At 33.1% G+C, this 17283-nt stretch carries 14 protein-coding genes; 2 read left to right on the forward strand and 12 right to left on the reverse strand.

Features of this window, described 5'->3' with window-relative positions; translation table 11 throughout:
• Positions 1 to 273 precede the first annotated feature (273 nt).
• The 12 genes from BUB63_RS10720 to BUB63_RS10775 all read right to left on the reverse strand — a co-directional run bounded on the left by BUB63_RS10720 (position 274) and on the right by BUB63_RS10775 (position 15672).
• A complete protein-coding gene (locus BUB63_RS10720; protein ID WP_073249707.1) occupies positions 274 to 1356 on the reverse strand; it encodes an EAL domain-containing protein in 1083 nt (360 codons plus the stop codon).
• 467 nt (positions 1357 to 1823) lie between these two features.
• Positions 1824 to 3524: a methyl-accepting chemotaxis protein gene (locus tag BUB63_RS10725; RefSeq protein ID WP_073249709.1), complete on the reverse strand. Its 1701-nt coding sequence runs from the start codon at positions 3522 to 3524 to the stop codon at positions 1824 to 1826.
• Between the two features lie 264 nt (positions 3525 to 3788).
• Positions 3789 to 4979, reverse strand: a complete 1191-nt coding sequence (gene hydF / locus BUB63_RS10730; protein ID WP_073249711.1) for a [FeFe] hydrogenase H-cluster maturation GTPase HydF — start codon at positions 4977 to 4979, stop codon at positions 3789 to 3791.
• A gap of 10 nt (positions 4980 to 4989) precedes the next feature.
• Complete coding sequence (hydG, locus tag BUB63_RS10735) at positions 4990 to 6405, reverse strand: [FeFe] hydrogenase H-cluster radical SAM maturase HydG (protein ID WP_073249715.1); 1416 nt, start codon at positions 6403 to 6405, stop codon at positions 4990 to 4992.
• An 11-nt stretch (positions 6406 to 6416) separates the two neighbouring features.
• On the reverse strand, positions 6417 to 7448 hold the full coding sequence (hydE, locus tag BUB63_RS10740; RefSeq protein ID WP_073249717.1) for a [FeFe] hydrogenase H-cluster radical SAM maturase HydE: 1032 nt from the start codon (positions 7446 to 7448) through the stop codon (positions 6417 to 6419).
• Positions 7449 to 7456: 8 nt separating this feature from the next.
• Positions 7457 to 7702, reverse strand: a complete 246-nt coding sequence (locus tag BUB63_RS10745) for a TM1266 family iron-only hydrogenase system putative regulator (protein WP_073249719.1) — start codon at positions 7700 to 7702, stop codon at positions 7457 to 7459.
• Between the two features lie 214 nt (positions 7703 to 7916).
• Complete coding sequence (locus BUB63_RS10750) at positions 7917 to 9653, reverse strand: NADH-dependent [FeFe] hydrogenase, group A6 (protein WP_073249721.1); 1737 nt, start codon at positions 9651 to 9653, stop codon at positions 7917 to 7919.
• Positions 9654 to 9668: 15 nt separating this feature from the next.
• Complete coding sequence (gene nuoF, locus BUB63_RS10755) at positions 9669 to 11462, reverse strand: NADH-quinone oxidoreductase subunit NuoF (RefSeq protein WP_027307861.1); 1794 nt, start codon at positions 11460 to 11462, stop codon at positions 9669 to 9671.
• Between the two features lie 14 nt (positions 11463 to 11476).
• On the reverse strand, positions 11477 to 11878 hold the full coding sequence (locus tag BUB63_RS10760; RefSeq protein ID WP_027307862.1) for a (2Fe-2S) ferredoxin domain-containing protein: 402 nt from the start codon (positions 11876 to 11878) through the stop codon (positions 11477 to 11479).
• Positions 11878 to 12426 carry an ATP-binding protein gene (locus tag BUB63_RS10765; protein WP_027307863.1) on the reverse strand — a complete coding sequence of 183 codons (549 nt, stop codon included), beginning with the start codon at positions 12424 to 12426 and terminating at the stop codon, positions 11878 to 11880. Before BUB63_RS10765 ends, BUB63_RS10760 begins: the two co-directional genes overlap by 1 nt.
• Before the next feature lie 9 nt (positions 12427 to 12435).
• The gene (gene nuoE, locus BUB63_RS10770) at positions 12436 to 12939 is read right to left on the reverse strand and encodes an NADH-quinone oxidoreductase subunit NuoE (RefSeq protein ID WP_027307864.1); all 504 of its coding nucleotides are present in this window, start codon (positions 12937 to 12939) and stop codon (positions 12436 to 12438) included.
• A gap of 699 nt (positions 12940 to 13638) precedes the next feature.
• Positions 13639 to 15672: an HD domain-containing phosphohydrolase gene (locus BUB63_RS10775; RefSeq protein WP_073249723.1), complete on the reverse strand. Its 2034-nt coding sequence runs from the start codon at positions 15670 to 15672 to the stop codon at positions 13639 to 13641.
• Positions 15673 to 15854: 182 nt separating this feature from the next.
• On the opposite strand from BUB63_RS10775, the gene BUB63_RS10780 reads away from it, so the two are divergent.
• Positions 15855 to 16988, forward strand: a complete 1134-nt coding sequence (locus tag BUB63_RS10780) for a transposase (protein ID WP_073249724.1) — start codon at positions 15855 to 15857, stop codon at positions 16986 to 16988.
• Between the two features lie 128 nt (positions 16989 to 17116).
• On the forward strand, positions 17117 to 17283 hold a 167-nt coding region (locus BUB63_RS13440; protein WP_200790142.1), incomplete at its 3' end, for a transposase.

Consider the following 17283-nt stretch of genomic DNA (forward strand, 5'->3'; position numbering starts at 1 on the left):
GTAAGAAGTAGTCGCTACATAATATTTAAGCTTTGCAGTAGCTACGCATATAAAAATGATTTTTATGAGATTGTAGCAAATATTCACAAGTTAGAATGAAATTCTTTTATTATTGTTCTTTGATAAGTTCAAAAAGTAAAATTTTATACTATAGGTGAAATCTATTCTTCTTTAATGTAAATATCTGTAATTTATGAAAATTTTATTCATATAACAATTATACTAAGATTTCTTATAAATATTTTTCAGTTTAATTTTTGGTTGGTGAATAATTCAGGATATTTTATCTATAAACATTTTGTCAAGTTTTATCTCATCAAAGGGGAAAATCATAAGGTTTCTAATAGATGAATATCCTGAACCAAAATCATCAAAGGAAATCTTTATTCCCTTTTGCTTTGCATACCTTACACTTTCTATTATCTCTAATCTATTAGATAAAAGTGCTGTCTCTGTAATTTCAATTTTAATATATTCTGGTGAAACAGAATTTTGTTTTAAAACATTTAATAATCGTTCAATATATTGATGAGATAATGTTTCAGCAGAAACATTTAAATTAAGTTGTATCTTTATTCCCTTATCTAAAATTGATTTTAAATCCTTAACTGCTCCTTTTAATACAAATTCATCTAAATCTCTTATATAACCAGCCTCTTCAATTATTGGTATGAACTTTGCTGGTGATACAGGGCCTAATATACTACTATTCCACCTAACCAATGACTCTATGTCTGTTATTTTGTTTTCCTTTGTAGAGTAAATAGGCTGATAATAGGCACATATTTCATTTTGCTTCATTGCATTATATACATTATTAACAACCTTTGTTTTTTCAATTATTCTCTCCTCAAGATCCTTTGTAAACTTTATAATAAGGGACTTTGAGATATTTTTTGCCTCATGTAGTGCAATGTCTGCCTTTCTAACAGCCTCTAAAACAGATTCATTTCTAAAGGGCTTATATAAACCTGCACTTATTGATACAGAAACCTTTATATCATTGACATATATACTATTTTTTATTTCATCTTTAATATTCTCAAGTAGATTCAGAGCATATTCTTCCCCTACTTTTTCAAATATAATAACAAAATCATCACCTGAATACCTGTATATATTCCCAATACCTTGTAATTTAGACTTCATATATTCCGCAAATCTTTTTAGCAACAAATCTCCAAATAAATGACCATAGGTATCGTTTATTAGCTTAAAATTATCTATATCAACATATACAATAATATTTTCTTCTTTACACCTTTTATATATAAGGGATGTTCTATTTAAAAGGTTTGTAACACTATCTAAAACGTCTACTGTTTTCATTATTTTTACCTTTTTCCTAAACCCCATATTTGCCTCCATAATACTCAACAGATATATTTACAAATCCTTTAAATAATTTAATCTATATAAATTAAAATATAACATAAAATTACAATAATTTCTATATCGTATCATAAATTTTCAAAATTTTTATAATAAAGAGAGGGTCATACCCTCTAAGATTATTAACAAACCAACTTGTTAACTAAAGTATAAAAAAGCCCCATGAAAGGATTTCGATAGGCTCTTTCATGAGCTTTAACAATTCTTAGCTTTTCGACTTTGGATAAGTCCGTAATTCGGCACAGGAGGTGCCGAGCCGAGCGGCCATCAGGACGATGGCATCGCGAGGGTAGGAGTTTTCCAAACAAAGAAAAGCATAGAATTGATTAGCGTAATGAACGAATGCCCAAGAAATCCTTCATGGGGCTAATCAATATATAACTTTTTCAACAGCCTGAGAGGGTCATACCCTCTCTTTTTAAATTTTAAATTTATATCTTGAAACTGTTAACAACATCCTTAAGCCCATCTGCCAATGCCAATAACTTTTCTGATGCTGACGCAACCTCTTCTGATGATGCTGAAAGCTCCTCTGAGGATGAACTTACCTCCTCAACAACTGATAGATTTTCAGTTGCTATTTGGTTAACAGATTCTATCTTGCTTACTGTTTCATCTTTATATTCTATCATTTCATCTACATACTCTGTTGTTGCGTTTATAAGAGGAGTTATATTTTCAACTGATGATAGTATATCCGTAAATGAGGAAACTGTTGCCTTAACTGATTCTTTTTGGTTATCTATAAACCTTTCAACATTATTTGATGTTTCTAATACTTCCTTTGTCTCTGCTTGAATCATATTAATTATGTTAACTATTTCATCCGTTGACTTTTTTGATTCCTCTGCAAGCTTTCTAACCTCATCTGCTACAACTGCAAAACCACGTCCTGCTTCACCTGCACGGGATGCCTCAATTGCTGCATTAAGTGCCAATAGATTTGTTTGTTCTGATATTCCCTTTATAACATCTGCAATGCTGCTTATATTATAAACAGAAGCATTTAAAGTATTTAGCTTTTCTGCAACAGTATTAAAGGCAGCTCTTATATCTTCAATTGATAAAATTAACTTATCCATTTCATTCTTTCCAATTGATGCCTTCTGTTCTGTACTTTGTACTTCTTTTTTTACACTGTTTAATTTAACATAAGCCTCATCCATTGCATTAGATAATTTTTCAAAGGCAAGCATTATTTCATCTATGCTTGTTGATTGCTCCTGTGCACCACTTGCCACTTGCTCAACACTTGATGCAACCTGTTCAGATGATGCAGCCATCTCCTGCGAAACTGCAGTTAAACTATTTGCCTCCTCAAATAGATTTGATGAACTATCTGAAAGCTTTTTAACCATTTCCTTTAGAGTATTCATCATCTTATCAAGGCTATTAAACATATCTCCTACTTCATCACGTCTATATAATAACTTTTTATCTACTGTAACTTTGAAATCTAAATCTGAAATAGTATTTAGATTTTTATTTAGTTTTTCTATTGGTTTTATTACATTTCTTCTTATAATTAAATAAAAAGCAGTAGCCCCAAGTGAAAGAACTAATAAAGATATAGCAATTATTAAAATCACAGGAGTCTTGATTATTCCAAAAACATAACTTTCTGGATAACCTATAAAAATCATACCAATAGCTTTTCCTGTACTATCCTTTATTGGTTTATATATAGTAACATATTTTTTACCTACTACATCTGCAGTTCCATTATAGTTAGTTCCCTCTTTTAATACCTTGTCTACTACATTTTGTGCAGCCTTTGTTCCAACCTGCCTCTGACCATCCTTTACAACTGTTGTATTTATTCTGGTATCATTTAAAAAAATTGTTACATCTGCCTTTGTGATATTCTTTATAGAATCAAGCATTTGATAATCTTCGTTAATAATCTTGTCTCCCTTATAAAGCTTCTCCCCTTCAACCCTCCAATCGCCTGCATACTGCCTATCTAAAAGTTCAACTATAAAATCAGAGTTTGACTCCAGCACATTATTTTGAATAACATTTTTAAACTGAAGGTAAACTATACACATTATTAAAAATACAAGTACAAAGGATAACAAAAAATATGTGGAGATAATGTTTGAACTAATGCTTTTTTTCCTAACTGACTGCATAATTTTCCTCCTCTCATTTGACCTTTTCATCTCAAAGTTTTAGTTGGCTTTATTAGTTAATATTTTAACATTCAGTTTAAGATTAACTCTTTAACCAATAACCAAACCTCTATCTTGAATATTTAAAATATCAATTTATGATATATTTTGATAAAATATATCATAATATTACATTTTTCGTAACTTACAACATTGTAACATAACGTTTAAATTCATACAATATATTTTTTACAATTTATAATAAATTTTAACAAATAAGGGATGCTAAATTAGCATCCCTGTTACTCTATCAAGTATTCCATTCATATATGCGATTGCTACACCATAGTTAGTAATTGGCACATTCTGCTCCCTTGCCCTTATTATCCTCGTCATCATCTGCTTTCTATTAAACATACACGCACCACAGTGGATTATAAGTTTATATTGAGTTAAATCTTCTGGGAAATCAACTCCTGCATTTACTGTTATATCAAGGTCTGCACCTGTTCTTTGTCTTAACCAATTTGGAAGCTTTTCACGTCCAATATCGCCCTCAAGTGGATGGTGTGTACACGCCTCCGCAATCAGCACCTTATCTCCATCCTTTAATGTATCAATAGCCTTTGCACCTTCTATTAGTATTTTTAATTCTCCCTTATATCTTGCCATTAAAATGGAGAAGGAGGTTAGGGGTACATCCTTATCTAACATTCTATTTACCTTTTCAAAAACCTGTGAGTCAGTTATAACTAAGTCTGGTTTTCTATTTAGTACACTTAAAATATCAATTAGTTCACTGTCCTTTACAGTTAGTGCCAGTGCATCATTGTCTAATATATCCCTTATTACCTGCACCTGTGGAAGTATTAGCCTTCCTTTAGGAGCTTGAATATCCTGTGGTGCAACTAAAACAACTAAATCCTTAGGCTTTACTACATCACCTAAAATTGTCTTTCTCTCATAATCCTCTGGTGCATACTGTTGTATTGCCTCTTTTAGTTTTCCAATGTTTATCTTAGCCTTTGCACTAACCTTAACAAAGGGTAAATCAAAATCCTTTTTAAGCTCCTCTACGTCTAAATCCTTAACGTCTATCTTATTTACAACTCCGATTGTAGGTATCTTTCTCTCCTTTAAAAGAGAATACCATTCCTTCTCCATTGATAGATCAGTGTTTTCTGCACTAAATACAAGTAGTGCAAGGTCTGTTTTATCCAAAACTTCCTTTGTCTTTTTAACTCTTAATTCTCCAACTTCTCCTTCATCATCAATACCGGCTGTGTCTATAATAACAACAGGACCAATTGGCAATAGTTCCATAGCCTTATATACAGGATCTGTTGTTGTTCCTGCATAATCTGACACGAGAGCTATTTCTTGACCAGTTATTGCATTTATAAGACTCGATTTTCCAGCATTTCTTCTCCCAAATATTGCAATGTGAAGCCTATTTGCCTTTGGTGTATCTAACATAGTATTCCTCCTAAAATCTTAAATCTCTTTCTCCCTTTTCTATTCTTTCAAGCATCTTTATTGTTGCTTCCCTTGCCCTCTCATTAGGAATTGTTTCAAGTTCTCTCTTTATTACTTCCTCTCCTAATTTTCTTGCCTCTTCATCACCATAATCAAGTAAAAACTCCTTTAGTGTAATTAGGGCATTTGGCTGACATACGTTGTTTATCTGCCCTGTTTTGGCAAGCCTCATAAATCTATCTCCAGTTCTTCCTTCTCTATAGCAGGCTGTACAATAGCTTGGTATATATCCACCCCTTAATAGGCTCTTTATTATCTCAAGAGGTGAACGATGGTCTCCTACCTCAAATTGAGGTTTTTCATCATCGTGGTGTTCTCCCTTATAATACTCAACATATCCACCAACACCTGTACAGGAACCTGCACTTATTTGAGATATACCAAGTGCTATTACTTCATCCCTAAACTTTGGCTCTTCTCTTGTGGATAGAATCATTCCTGTATAAGGTAGAGAAAGTCTTAATATTGCTACAATCTTCTTAAAATCTTCATCTGATACTAAATAGGGGAACTTATCTAAGTCAACACCCTCTGCCTTTTTAAGCCTTGGAACAGAAACTGTATGAGGCCCTACTCCAAACTTTTCCTCAAGGTGCTGTGCGTGTAGCAGCATAGCAACAGTTTCATATTTATAGTCATAAAGTCCATATAATACTCCAAGTCCTACATCGTCAATTCCGCCCTCCATAGCTCTATCCATTGCTGTTGTATGATAGTCGTAGTTATGTTTTGGTCCCTTTTTATGCATCTTTTCATAGGTTTCTCTATGGTATGTTTCTTGGAAAAGTATATATGTCCCAATTTCTGCTTCCTTTAATTTTCTATAGTTTTCAACGCTTGTTGCAGCAATATTTACATTAATTCTTCTTATACTTCCATTATCAAACTTAATTGAATATATTGTTCTTATACAGTCTAAAATATATTCAATCGGACAATTTTGAGGATCTTCTCCTGCCTCAAGGGCAAGTCTTTTATGTCCAAGTGACTCTAAAACCTTAACTTCCTCAATAAGTTCACTCATAGTTAACTTTTTTCTTTTAAATGAACAATTTGAATGCTTATATCCGCAGTATTCACATTCATTAACACAGTAGTTGCTTACATAAAGTGGTGCAAATAAAACTATTCTTCTGCCGTATATCCTTTCCTTTATCTCCTTTGCCATTTTAAACATCTTGTCTAAAAGTACTTTATCCTCAATGTTTAATAAAACAGCCACCTCATATGGAGTAAGTCCCTTTGCCTCCTTTGCCTTTTCTAATATACTTAAAACATAATCCCTATCCTCAGCCTTCTTTTTTGCTTCATCCAATATCTTAAAAATCTCATTATCATTTATAAATGTTTGCTTTATAGTTTCCATACTAAAACCTCCTAAATTTTGAGGGCATCGCCTCTACTATCTGAAATCTCAAGTCCTAAACTCAACAGATAGTTTTCTAATTTCTTTCTTTCTTCCCTTATACTTTTTTCAAACTTTATATCCTTTGGATAAATTTCATATAACCTTCTATACTTATGTGGCTCAACCTTTTGCATTATTACGTTGGCACCTGCGAAGAAGACTTTATCTTTGTATTTTGTATTTAATACTCCAAGTGCAGTTGTTGCAGGAAGGTGCGGCCTCTTTAAAAGTATTCTTGTCAGTGCTACAGCCTTTACTGTTAAAAATGCACTACCAGCATCATATTTTCCAAGTGGGGTGTCTTTATGGGGTATAAATGGCCCTATTCCTGCCATATCTACATCAAGTTCCTTAAGTAACATAATATCCTTTGCAACTGTTCTTAAGGTTTGCCCTGGAAGACCTATCATAAATCCACTTCCAACTTGGTAGCCTAACGTCTTTAAATTTTTTAAACATCCTATTCTGTTTTTAAAACTTGAATGTGGGTGAAGGCTATTGTATAATGATTCATCTGCTGTTTCGTGCTTCATTAAAAATCTGTCTGCCCCTTTTTCCTTTAGGTATTCATATTCTTCAAAGCTTCTCTCACCTATGCTTAAAGTGATTGCAACATCTGAATACTCCTTTATCCTCTCTACTATTTCACCTATTATTTCCTTTGTATAATATAAATCCTCTCCAGACTGAAGCACTAAGCTTCTGTATCCCGCATCCACTGCTTCCTTTGCACATTCTATTATCTCATCCTTATCCATTCTGTATCTTGGAAGGCTTCTGTTACTACAACGTAAGCCACAGTAGTAGCAGTCTGCTCTACAGTAGCTTGAAAATTCTATTATTCCTCTTATGTGTACTTCATTTCCAAAATACCTCTTTTTTACCTCATCTGCAGCCTTAAATAAAACCTCTGCATCCTCTTCATTTAGAGAAAGTATCTTCTCCATTTCATCTAAAGTAGGTTCATATCCTTCAACTATCTTGTATATTAATTCCTTCATCCTATCACCTATTTCTTTGTTAATGCTGATTTTACACTTACACCCTTTACTTTTCCAAGCTTACCTGTCATTGCACTAATCTCATCTGTCGTTCCATCCACAATTAGTGAAATGACAGATACGCCTCTATCTCTATAGGGTATTCCCATTCTTCCCACTACTAAACTACTAAATTCGTGTAGGATTGAATTAACATCCTCTGCCCTTTCTAAATCCTCAACTACAATTGCAACAACTCCAAGCCTTTTTTCCATTTTTAAAAATCCTCCTTCTAAAGTAAAAATGCCCTCCAGCAAAAGCTGGAAGGCATAAAATGGCCATAGTTAGTCTATTTATATCCTTCCCCTCCTGCTCAGAATACTCCTTGCAATCAGGTTCTATATCTTCATCCCCCAAAGCAGTAGAACCACTTTAGCGGATACCTTATTATTATTTTATCACACTAATGTAATTTACACAATATAGCAATTAGAATCTGTCTCTCTTTACATAGTGAGTATGAAGTAGTTCGTGTGCCTTATGGCTGTTTGGCTTTTCTAAGAACTCTTCATATAGTCTTATGATGTATGGGTTCTTATGTGACTTTCTTATTGGCATATCCTTATCTTCATCATAGATAGCCTTTGCTCTTTCTGCCTTAACATCTATACAAGCTTGAGTTCTTGAGTCTACTATTGGTTGTCCTCCTCCTGTTACACATCCACCTGGACAAGCCATAACTTCTATAAAGTCATAGTGCTTTTCTCCACTCTTTACAAGTTCCATAAGCTCTCTTGCATTAGCAAGTCCGTGGGCAACAGCAGCTCTTATAGTCTTTCCGTTTGGTAGAGTAAGTTCAGCTTCTTTAATTCCTGTAGTTCCTCTTACTTGTACATAGTCTATTGATTCTAAATCTTGTCCTGAAAGTAGATCATATACTGTTCTGAGGGCTGCTTCCATAACTCCACCTGTAGCACCGAATATAACAGCTGCACCTGTTGATTCTCCAAGCGGATTATCAAATTCTTCATCTGGAAGCTTTGTAAAGTCTATTCCTGCTTCCTTTATCATTTGAGCAAGTTCTCTTGTAGTTAGTACATAGTCTACGTCTTGTAGATTTTCATTTGAAAGTTCTTCTCTTTGTCCTTCGAACTTCTTAGCAACACAAGGCATTATTGAAACAACCACTACATTCTTCTTGTCAACACCAAGCTTTTCAGCAAGGTAGTGCTTTATTAGTGCACCCTCCATTTCGTGTGGTGACTTACAAGTTGAAAGGTTATCTATAAGTTCTGGATAGAAGTGTTCTACAAACTTAACCCATCCAGGACAGCAGCTTGTCATAAGTGGAAGGTTTTCTCCCTTTTCAAGTCTTGAAAGAAGTTCTGTTCCTTCTTCCATTATTGTAAGGTCTGCCGCAAAGTCTGTATCAAATACCTTATCAAATCCAAGTCTTCTTAATGCTGCTGCCATCTTTCCTGTAACTCTTGTACCAATTGGCATTCCAAACTCTTCACCAAGTGCAACTCTAACAGCTGGTGCAGTTTGAACTACAACAAACTTATCAGGATCAGCAAGTGCCTTCCATACGTCCTTAATGTTTTCCTTTTCAGTTAGTGCACCAACTGGACAAGCCATTATACATTGTCCACAGTTTACACATACTGTTTCAGCTATATCTCTATCAAGTGCAGTTGATACTCTTGTATTAAATCCTCTTCTTGAAAAATCTATTGCACCTACAGTTTGCACGTTTTTACAAGTGTTTATACATCTTCCACAAAGAACGCACTTTTCTTGGTCTCTTACAAGTGATGGTGATGAGTTATCTATTTCATAGTTTAATCTTTCCCCTTCGAATCTTATATCTCTTATGTTAAGTTCCTTTGAAAGAGTTTGAAGTTCACAGTTTTCACTTCTATTACAAGAAGTACATTCTCTCTTATGATTTGAAAGTAGAAGCTCAACAACTGTCTTTCTTGCTTCTCTTACCTTTTGAGTGTTTGTCTTAACTTCCATTCCATTTTCACAAGGCAGTGTACATGATGCTATAAGTCTTGGTCCAACTTCAACTACGCAAACTCTACAACTTGATGTATGGCTAACACCCTTTAAGTAGCAAAGACTTGGAATGTTTATACCTACTTTTCTTGCCGCTTCAATTACTGTTGTTCCTCTTGGTACTTCTACTTCGATTCCATCTATAGTTAACTTTACCATTTCCATCGTTCCTTGTACCTCCTATTTCTTAACTATTGCCTTGAATGGACACTTATCTAAGCAAGCACCACACTTAATACACTTATCTTGGTCAATCTTAAATGGGCTCTTTACTTGTCCTGAAATTGCATTAACTGGGCATTGTCTTGCACATAGGCTACATCCCTTACACTTTTCTTCAATAATTGTATATTGAAGAAGTGCTTGACATACACCTGCTGGACACTTCTTGTCCACAACGTGTGCAATATATTCATCTCTAAAGTGCTTAAGTGTTGATAGCACTGGGTTTGGTGCTGTTTGTCCAAGACCACATAGTGAAGCAGCCTTTATTTGTTTTCCTAACTCTTCAAGCTTATCAAGGTCTTCTAAGGTACCCTTTCCTTCAACTATTCTATCTAATATTTCAAGCATTCTCTTAGTACCTATTCTACAAGGAGTACACTTACCACAGGACTCATCCCTTGTAAAGTCAAGATAGAATCTTGCAACGTCAACCATACAAGTGTCTTCATCCATTACAATCATACCACCTGAACCCATCATTGAGCCAAGTGCAGTTAATGTATCGTACTCAATTGGAGTATCTAAGTGTTCTGCTGTTAAACATCCACCTGATGGACCTCCTGTTTGAACAGCCTTGAACTTCTTTCCATTAGGAATTCCTCCACCAATTTCATATATAACTTCTCTTAAAGTTATACCCATTGGAACTTCAACAAGTCCAGTATTTGTAATCTTTCCTCCAAGTGCAAAAACCTTTGTTCCTTTGCTCTTTTCTGTTCCCTTTGATGCAAACCATTCTCCACCTCTTACTATAATTTGAGGTATGTTTGCATAAGTTTCAACGTTGTTAATTAGTGTTGGCTTTTCCCAAAGTCCTGATTGTGCTGGGAATGGTGGCTTTGGATTTGGCATACCACGTCTACCTTCTATTGAGTTCATAAGTGCAGTTTCTTCTCCACATACAAAGGCACCAGCACCAAGTCTTATTTCTATATCAAAGCTAAAGTCTGTTCCAAATATGTTCTTTCCAAGTAATCCATATTCTCTTGCTTGCTTTATAGCAACCTTAAGTCTTTGAACAGCTATTGGATACTCTGCTCTTACATAGATGTATCCCTGATTTGCACCAATTGCATAACCTGCAATTGTCATAGCCTCAAGAACTGAATGTGGGTCTCCTTCAAGTATAGATCTATCCATAAAGGCACCTGGGTCTCCTTCGTCTGCATTACATACAACATACTTTTGGTCTGCCTTTGACTTTGCAGTAAGCTCCCACTTAAGTCCTGTTGGGAAGCCACCGCCTCCTCTACCTCTTAAACCTGACTTTTTAACCTCTTCAATTACTTGTTCTGGAGTCATTGTAGTTAATACCTTTGCAAGTGCCTTATATCCATCAAAGGCAATATATTCATCGATGTTTTCTGGGTCAATAACACCACAGTTTCTAAGTGCTATTCTCTCTTGCTTTTTATAGAATCCTGTTTCATTTAGGGACTTTATTCTTCCCTCATCTATTGTTTCTGTATATAGAAGTCTTGTAACTGGTCTACCTTTTACAAGGTGTTCTGCTACTATTTCCTCAACATCTGCAATTTGTACTCTTGAATAGAATGCTCCTTCTGGATAAACAATAACTACAGGACCTAATTCACAAAGACCAAAACATCCTGTTCTTACTATTTCTATTTCATTTTCTATATTGTGTTTTTTAACTTCTTCTTTAAACTTTTCTAAAATCTTCATTGAATCTGATGATGTACAGCCTGTACCACCACAAACTAAAACCTGTGAACGATAGAAAGCCATGCTTTTCCCTCCAATCACTCTTTTTCTACCTTATAGTCGTTTAATATCTTTCCTTGGATAACGTGCATTGTATATTCTTCAACAACATTTCCGTCCTTAACGTGCTCTCTTACTATTCTTCTTGCCTTTTCCGCATCCATCTTTACATAAGTAACCTTTTCTTCACCTGGCTTTATAACCTCAACTATTGGCTCCATCTTGCATAGACCTATGCATCCTGTTTGAGCAACTACTACATCTGTAAGTCCTAACTTTTCAACCTCTTCCATTATCGCAAGTAGAACAGGTCTTGCACCTGCAGCAATACCACAAGTTGCCATACCAACAACTATTCTTGTTGTTGTTCTATCCTTTCTTTGGTTAACCTTATCAAGGGTTCTTTTTCTGATTTCTTCTAATTCTTGTATAGTTTTCATTAGAAGGCACCTCCACTAATTTCTTTTAAATTTTCCTTAATAAAATCCTTTATCCACAAAAGTACCTCTGGAGTATTAATTTCATCACTGCCAAGTATCCTTTTTATCTCTCTTGAATCAAGTACAAACTTTTTATCATTGTAAATATGCTCATATACTAAATCTATACTTGGATTCAATAAAACAGTTACTACAGTTTCCTCAATTTTCCCAAGTGGTGGCCTGTCTATATTTTCGTGTTCCATTGTAGCCACAACTTCTGTACCTACATTTACCTTTGAGTAAACCTTAAGACTCCCATTACACCTTAAGCAAGTGCTTTCAAATAATGAAAGACCTAATCCTACCCTTCTTGTAGTTCTTGATGTTACAAATGGGTCGGTTATGTTTTTTAGCATTTCTTCATCTATACCCTTACCATTGTCCTTTATTTTTATAGTAAAGGTATTTTTTAAAGTATTCTCTTCAATAAAAAGTTCAATAAGCGTTGCATCCGCACTAATTGAATTCTCAATTATGTCCATTATATGAAGCGAAAGCTCCCTCATAATATCGCCTTATTTGTCTTGATATTCTTTTAATATGTTTGGAATATCATCTGGAGTAATTCTTCCATATACCTTTTCACCTATAACCATTACAGGTGCAAGTCCACAAGCTCCAAGACATCTTGTAGCTTCAAGTGTAAACTTTCCATCCTCTGTTGTTTTACCAACTTCTACGTTTAGTTCCTTGCTTAATCTATCAATTAGACCTTGTGCTCCCTTTACGTAGCAAGCTGTTCCAAGACATACTCTTATTATATGTTCTCCCTTTGGTTCAAGTGAGAAATATGAATAGAAGGAAGCAACACCAAATATTTCTGCCATTGGAATATCAAGTTCCTTTGATACTATCTTTAAAATGTCCTCTGGAAGATAGCCGTATGTATCCTGTATTTCGTGTAGTACTGGAATAAGGCCACCCTTTACTGTCTTGTGTTCTTCGATAACCTTCATTACCTTTTCTAATCTTTCATCAACATGATTTCCGCCACAGCAGCAGCAATTTTGTTGATTCATCAAATTCACACCCCTTGCTTGTTATTTTTATGGCATTTTTGATTATATATTATTGGCTAATGAATATAATCATTAACCATAATAGACTTTCTTTTTATAATTTTCAAACAATTTAATTATAAACTATAAAAGAGTCCAATTCAATGTTATTAAATGTAAATAAAAATTGGATTGTTACAATTTTAACAAATTTGACATAATTTTTAAACAATTTGACTAAAGTAATATATCACATATTAATTGGTATTTCAATGGTTGTTACAATAAATTTAAAATAGATAATCCTGTTATATATCAGATTTATGGTAAAAAAACTCTTAAAATGCTGTTTCAAAAACACGAAACTAAATGTTTTTATGTGCTGTTATATTTTTAGATATTGAAATACAAGAATCAGCCCCATGAAGGATTTATTGGAATTCGTTCATTTCGCTAATCAAATCTAAGCTTTTCTTTGTTTGAAAAGTCCTACCCTCGCGATGCCCTCGTCCTGAGGGCCGCTCGGCTCGGCACGTCCTGTGCCGAGTTACGGACATTTTCAAAGTCGAAAAGCTAAGATTTGCTAAAGCTCATGAAAGATCCAAAACATCCTTTCATGGGGCTTTTCCAAATTTCAGATAACAAGTATGTTCCTCAACAATTTCAAAAAATGATATATTAATTATCAACTTTTTCAAAAACTTCAACAGATACCTTTTTCTAAAAACTCATTGCAACTTCAATTATATTTATAAACACCTCAACTACCTTTGGATCAAACTGTTTGCCTGCCTCTGCCTTTATTATGCTAACAGCCTTATCCATTGACATTCCTTTTCTATAGGGCCTATCGGTAATCATTGCATCAAAACTGTCTGCAACCGCAAGTATTCTGGCACCAAGCGGTATCTCCTCTCCAAACTTCTCCTTAGGATAACCCGAAAAACCTTCCTTTGCCTCATCGTATCTTTCGTGGTGGTATCTAATTAAAGGAGCTACATCCTGTAGTATGTTTAGGGAGGATACTATTTCATAACCATATATAGGATGTTTGGACATTATACTCCATTCTTCCTGGGTTAAAGGCCCATTTTTATTTAATATTTCGGTTGGCACCAAAACCTTACCAATATCGTGTAGAAGACCTGCTGTATATATTGTTTTTACCTGATTTTCAGGAAGATTCATCTCCCTTGCTATAAGTGTTGCATACTCTGCCACCCTATTTGAGTGGCCCTCGGTGTAACTGTCCTTTAGCTGAACAATCTTAAGGAAACTTTTTAACACCTCAACCTGCTGTTCTTCTAACTTTTCTCTATTCTTTTCTTCAATTAGATCATTTACCATCTGTTTTTTAGCAATCCTTTTTTGAGATAGCTTTATTTCTACATTATACAACGCCTTTTCTATATCCGTTTGTTCATTTAATGTTAGGTTGTAGAAGGTAAAGGCTATTTTTTCTTTTAGAACTTTATTTTGTTCTGCTACATATCTGGTTAGTTTAGATATTCTATCCTTTACTTGCTTCTCTTCTTTTCTTATGAATATGACTAAAAACTCATCTCCACCATATCTTACACAGATAGAATCCTCGCCTAAAAATCTATCTATCAATGCGGATAGAGTTCTTATTCTGTTGTCCCCTTCTTCTATTCCATATTTTGAGTTATATAACTGCATCTCATCGATATCAATAAGCATTAAGGATATAGGATATACTCTATTTCTAAACATTTTTATTTTGTTTAGAATTTCAGGTAGCTTTTCTCTTTTATAGAACTGTGTAAGTTTATCATATATATTCTCATATTCAAACCATTTTACATTTTCTGTTATCGTTTTTATATTGGAAAACATCCTAAATACCATTAAAGAAAAAATTACCACATATACTCCTGTAGCATCTAAATCTAAGTTAAAATCATTATGTAACTTTATAAAGGATATAACAAATATTAATAACAATATACTATACAACCATACAAAATAAACTTCTAAACTTTTACTTTTAAGAGAAGATTTTATATATGATGTTATGGTATCCTTCATCCCTCTTTTAAGTAGGTGATATACACCAAATATAATACTTAATCCTGTATAACAATATAAGATGTCTGCAAAGCCTGTGTATGCATTATTTGTATTAGAACCTACTACAAAATATACTAAATCAGCAACAAAATAAAACACAAGTGATGCAATAATATACATAACGTGTCTTCTTATTTTTAGCTCTGATGTCATCTTCAACGCATTCATTAATATATAAAATAGAAGTATAACATCAAATAGGACATAAACAATATCAAAGGATAATTCCTTTAATACATTATTTGAAAAAAACAACAATATAGTATATATGAAAACATAACAAAATATTAATGTATCTACTAATACTGATTTATTGAACTTAAAGAGCATAAAATGCTTATATAGTTTATCAAGTGCTAAAAATACATTTACATAGGCTATAAAATAAAAAATATGATATATATTTGAAGTATAATAAACATCTATCAAATCCCCTATAAGTGAAAAGATTAAAAAAAGCATTATGTTTAAAAAGTAGGAGATTTTTATTTTTTTATACGCTCTATAGCAAAATAAAGCTGCAACAAAATAAATTATTGTTTCAATTAAATTTATAGTATTTATAAAGTGAATATTCGTCCAGTAAAGTTTACTTATTAAAAATGCCAAAATAACCATAAATGAAATTATTATATGCCCCAGCCAAACTTCTCTTTTCGTCATAATAACCCTCTTTTTCAACATTTTTAACTTTATTATACTAAACTTTTACTTAATTGAGCAAATTTCATAATTCTTAAGTCTTGAAAATACTTAATTTTTAGTAACACAAAAAGGAAATTCACCCCAAATGTCGAATATATATAAGTAACATCAAAATACCAACAAAGGGGTGAATCCTACTTATGTATATTCGACAAGAATGTATGTTTTCCTTCGAAGAAATACTAAAATTTCAAAAAGAAAATAGGCTTCAATTAATTTTATCCCAACTTGATTTTAGTAACTTAATAAATAAGCTCAATAAACCTTCTCATAAAAGAGGTCCGAAAGGACATAATTCTGTTGCTATATTAAATGCATTAATTGCTATGCAAGTAGAAAAAATCAATGATTTTAAAAGATTAAAAGAAAGATTAGATTCAGACTTATCTCTTAAATATAATTGTGGTTTTGATATATTAAAGCCTGCACCTTCTACATCAACATTTAGTAGATTTTTAACTAAAATATCATCTATGCCTGAACTCGAAGATGAATTTAAAAGACTTATACTTAAGGCTAAAGATTTAGGCATTATTGATGGAACAAATGTTGCTATTGATGCTACTAAATTAGATTCCTTCGAAAAAGCTAAACCTAAATCCAAAATCTCTGATGATGGAGTATCTCCTAATTGGGGCAAGAAAAAAGATACTGATGGTAATGATATAAAGTGGTTTGGTTGGAAAGCACATATAATAGTAGATTGTAAAAGTGAATTACCACTTTATATAGACATTACTCCCGCAAGTTTTAATGATGGTAAGTATGCTATTCCTTTACTTAAAAAGTTTAAACAATTTTGGGGTTCTATATTAAACCCTAAATATTATATAATGGATTCAGGTTATGATATTGAGGAAAATTACAACTACATTATAAATAATACTAATGGCCAAGCAATTATAGCATACAATAAAAGAGGTAGTTACGCTCCACCTGAAGGATTTAATGATAATCTGTGGCCTGTTTGTTCTATGGGATATCCTCTTTCATTTTGGGGAATAGACGGAAATTATATAAAACTTCGTTGTCCCCATGCCACAGGTAAAGTTGATTGCCCATATGGGCTAAATTGGTGTAGCAGTTCAAACTATGGGTATTGTTTAAAAGTAAATTATAAGAAAAACCATAGGTTATTTAGCTATCCGCTAAGAGGCTCAGAAAAATGGGTTAAATTATATAACTTAAGAACCTCTGTTGAAAGATGCAATAGTAGATTAAAAGAATACTTAAACCTGAATTATTCATGGAATTTATTTAAAAGAGTTCTATAGCCCATATTAACTTAATTTTTTACTAAACTGCATTTCACTTAAAAAGTGAAATAAAAACATGAAAAAGAGGGCCCAAATTTGTTATAATATAGTTGCTAAACAAATACCAAACAAAGGGAGGGTTCTCAATGTTTAGTTTATATGATATTTGTTTAGAAAGCAATAGTAAAATACGATTAAATTTTGATGGTGGTGACTTATCTTCTGATACAGGATTGTTATTGCTTAAAGAATTTACTCATAAAATTGGCTTCGAAAATGTAATAAAAAGTTTATTTAAAACAAATGATTCTGC

Source organism: Caloramator proteoclasticus DSM 10124 (assembly GCF_900129265.1).
In the GTDB taxonomy this organism is placed as follows: domain Bacteria; phylum Bacillota; class Clostridia; order Clostridiales; family Caloramatoraceae; genus Thermobrachium; species Thermobrachium proteoclasticum.